Origin of the sequence: uncultured Mucilaginibacter sp., assembly GCF_903893715.1 — a bacterium.
In the GTDB taxonomy this organism is placed as follows: domain Bacteria; phylum Bacteroidota; class Bacteroidia; order Sphingobacteriales; family Sphingobacteriaceae; genus Mucilaginibacter.
Genome location: NZ_CAITNG010000029.1, coordinates 1 through 3,879, shown reverse-complemented (window position 1 = coordinate 3,879; position 3,879 = coordinate 1). Strand labels below are relative to the sequence as shown.

Sequence of the window (3,879 nt, the reverse complement as noted above, 5' to 3'; positions counted from 1 at the left end):
TGCTTTTCAATTTTGCCTGGCCATACTATAACCGCAAATTTGTCATTTACAGTGAATTTATCTTTTTTGATTATCTTTTTTTAAGCCGGGCCCTTATTGTAGGTATCAATTTTTTCGTTCACCGCGATGAATTTTCAAAGAAAAGGATTGTCATCATTGGCTACAATGAACTTTCGGACACAATTGTTGAGCATTTTCGCCAGATGAAAAATACCACCATAGTGAAAGGTTATTTTGACTATAAGGAAAAAACACAGTTGGAAGAGGTAATGCCATTTTTGGGTGATGTAGACCAATGTTTTGACTACGCTAAACAAAACGAAATATCCGAGATATACTGCACGCTGTCGCCCGAAAAAGACCCGCAGATATACCAATTGGCAGAGAAAGCCGAACGTAACTTTATCAGGTTCAAATTTGTGCCCGACCTGCGACTATTTGTAAACCGCGAAATAAAGCTGGATTATATACAGGATATACCCGTACTCTCTTTGCGTTCCGAACCATTGGAAAGCAGCGCCGGGAGGATAAAAAAACGTGTGTTCGATGTGGTGTTCAGTAGCCTCGTCTGCATATTTATTTTATCGTGGCTTGTTCCAATCATCGCTTTGCTAATAAAACTCGATTCAAAAGGACCTGTTTTTTTTGTTCAGCAGCGCTCGGGTAAAAACAATATACCCTTTCCTTGTATAAAATTCCGTAGCCTTAAAGTAAACAAGGAATCAGAAACCAAACAGGTTACCCGCGATGATGACCGCTTTACAAAACTGGGCAGCTTTTTGCGTAAGAGCAGTTTAGACGAACTCCCGCAATTTTTTAACGTACTGATGGGGCACATGTCGGTAGTTGGTTCCAGGCCACACATGTTGAAACACACCGCCGAATACTCTAAAATTTACGACGAATACATGATACGCCATTTCCTGAAACCGGGCATAACCGGTTGGGCGCAGATACATGGTTTTAGGGGCGAAATAAGGGCAGATGAGCAGCTAAGAAAGCGTGTTGAACACGATGTTTGGTATATAGAAAACTGGACCATTGGTTTAGATATCAATATTGTGATACTTACCTTTTGGCTAACCGTAAAAGGCGATGATAATGCTTTTTAATCCTTACTGGGCACTTACCCCGTCCGAATAAAAATTACGGAAAGAACTACGTAAGCCAAAAGTTATCATCGGCGTGCGGCTTTCAAACACAGTATTCACCTCATCGCGATAAACGGCGCCCAATTCAAAACGCAAATTGTATTTAGGGTTCAATATATACGCAACTTTACCTTCGGCATAGTACAAATTGGTGCGCAAGCCCTGGCCGGTATAGTTGTTTAGCTGCTTTGCCGCATTTATATACGATTGGAAAATGTTTTTTCCATAATCCAAACCGTTGATATCCAAACCATAAAAAGCGTAGTTTAATTGGCCTTGCAAATCAAAACGGCCAATCGAATAATTCCATTTAGTTAACCATTCCCTAAAATTTGCCCCAAAAGGATGCGCCAGCGGCTCGCCAAGTTGAGAGTAATTCCTGAACGATTCTGTTTCGGTATAGGTGTAAGGTTTGGCGGCGTTGTACTCAAACAGGTAATTAAGCCCTTTCACTTTAAAAATGTCGGCACCGCGAATACCAAGTTGGTAGCCATACTTGTTCCGTACACTTCCGTCGTTCGAGAAGAAATCCTTCGACTGGAACTCCGTCAAAGCGAACTGGCCGTACAAGATATTTTTATCAGCAAATTTCCATTTGGCGGTCAAGCCCAAATCGGCTTTATCCGGTGAGCCGTGAGATGCTTCGATTGGCCTTAAAAAAATAAAAGGGTTTAAATAGCTGTAATCGATGCCCCGTTTGTGGCCTACGCTATCCGCATCGGCAGAGACAACCGAATCGAAAAAGCCGAGCGATACCCGGTTGCTTATACTCCAGTCTAAATAGTGAAAGTAGCCCCATTTAACCCGGTTATCGGTACTGCCGGGTATTTTTGACGAAAGCTGGTCTTCAAAACGGGTTAGCATGGCGATGTATTTTACATTGCCCAACGTAAATGTCATTTTAGCAAATGGGTATGGCGATGCGTAATCCGACAATAACATCGAACGGTACCCATCGCCTATAAAATTTTTGTCCTGCCCTGCAGTAAAGTTTACATACTTAATCGGCGTATACGACACCAATCCTGTATAGTACGACCAATTGGTGATGCTCCCGCCTTTATTGTCGACAGGTGTTTGGCCAGGCACCACGCCAATGATATTAACATAAGTGTTTATATATCCCGGAAACTGCGCGCTGCTGTTGTATCCCGCCACATAAAAATAAAATTTGTTGCCAATGGTGCCACCAACCTGATAACCTAATGTGGTTAGCCAGTTACTTTTGTTGGCATTAAAATCATATCCCGATTGTAAGTCGGGCAACAAGTCGGCATAGATCATATATCCTTTGCTTTTAATTTCTGCCAGATGCCCGCTAAACAGCCTGCTTTTTTGCGTTGGTGCCAAACTTATCTCCATTAGTGAATCATAAGTATGCTTCAGCAAACTATCGTCGGCAAAATAAGGTTTTATTGTACTGTGGATATTGGTATGGATGGAGTAAAGGTCGGCACTAAATTTTTGATAAAACTGGTATGAATATGGTTGGTATACCGATTGTGCTTCAACCGGTTCGACAATATTAACCGACCAAAGCAGTAACAACGATAATAATACCCTGTATCTTTTTAAAGCGTAATGCATAGTGCCGATGTTGATGTTAAATTTTACCATAACCTATTAAAAATCATGGTAAAGGTTCCTGAAACTGCTCCTCAACCCGATAATAATCAGGTTAGTTTTCGTAATCGCCAGATCGTTGGTTTCTTCACGATATAAACCGCCCACTTCTACACGGAAATTAAATTTAGGGTTTAACATGTACGAAACCGTACCCTCGGCATATTTTAAACTGGTGGCAAGGCCTTGCCCGTTAGTAGTGTTGCCGGCAGGTATAGCAACATTGTCGGCCTGGTTAACATCCTTCCCATAGTTTAAGCCATTGGTATCGTACCCATATTTGCTATAAATAAGCTCGCCCTGAAAATCAAACTTACCCACAGAGTAATTTACAATACCCAACCATTCCTTAAAATTGGCACCATAAGGGTGTGCCAGTGGCTCCGAAAAGTCAGTATAGCTTACAATCGGGTTTTGGTTCGAGTAGGTATAAGGCGCTGCGGTATTGTACTCGAAGATATAATTAAGGCTGTTTACCTTAAACAAATCAGCCCCTCTAAAACCCAGCTGATAAGCAACGCGATTATTAGCACCATTACTAATTGATTGATCAAAAAGCAACTGGCCATAAAGGGTTGTCTTATCCAATATTTTATACTTACCGTTAAAGCCAAACAGGGTATGGTCGGGTATCGCGCCCGATGGCCCCAAACCTTTGGCAAATAAAACCGGATTGATATAGTTAAAGTCAAAGCCATGGCGGTTGCCAAGATTATCGGTTTCTGCTGCAATCAACGCATTAAAAAAACCTGCCGACAATCTGTTGTTGATGTTCCAATCTATGTAGTGAAAAACCGCCCATTTGCGCCTGTCGCTTGGGCCGCTTTTGTTCAGGTCAAATGTTGGCGCGTTTGTGTCATCAAGGTAAGCCCACATGGCCATGTATTGCACACTCCCTAAGTTTACCATTAAACGTAACAATGGATAGTTTGAGGCGTAGTCCGAAAGCAAAACGGAACGATAGCCATCACCAATAAATGTTTTATCCTGCCCTAATTCAATTGTTAAAAATTTGTTAGGGGCATAACCGGCAAGGCTGGTAACGTACGACCAATCGTTAGTGTTTTTTATCGTCGACTGGCCTATAAGCGTCCGGTCTTGCCCC

Annotated in this window: 2 protein-coding genes and 1 pseudogene; 1 reads left to right on the top strand and 2 read right to left on the bottom strand. The window is 42.0% G+C overall.

The genetic code is table 11. From position 1 onward, the window contains the following. Nucleotides 1-1,112: exopolysaccharide biosynthesis polyprenyl glycosylphosphotransferase (locus QZX97_RS03880; RefSeq protein WP_295654272.1), on the top strand; the 1,112-nt coding region annotated here is incomplete at its 5' end. 3 nt (nucleotides 1,113-1,115) lie between these two features. Here the strand turns inward: QZX97_RS03880 and QZX97_RS03875 are convergent. Both QZX97_RS03875 and QZX97_RS03870 read right to left on the bottom strand, forming a co-directional pair. Then, entirely contained in the window at nucleotides 1,116-2,768 is a 1,653-nt protein-coding gene (locus QZX97_RS03875) for a gliding motility protein RemB (protein ID WP_295664209.1), read from the bottom strand. A gap of 6 nt (nucleotides 2,769-2,774) precedes the next feature. Further along, nucleotides 2,775-3,879, bottom strand: a pseudogene (locus QZX97_RS03870) (gliding motility protein RemB); the annotation flags it as partial.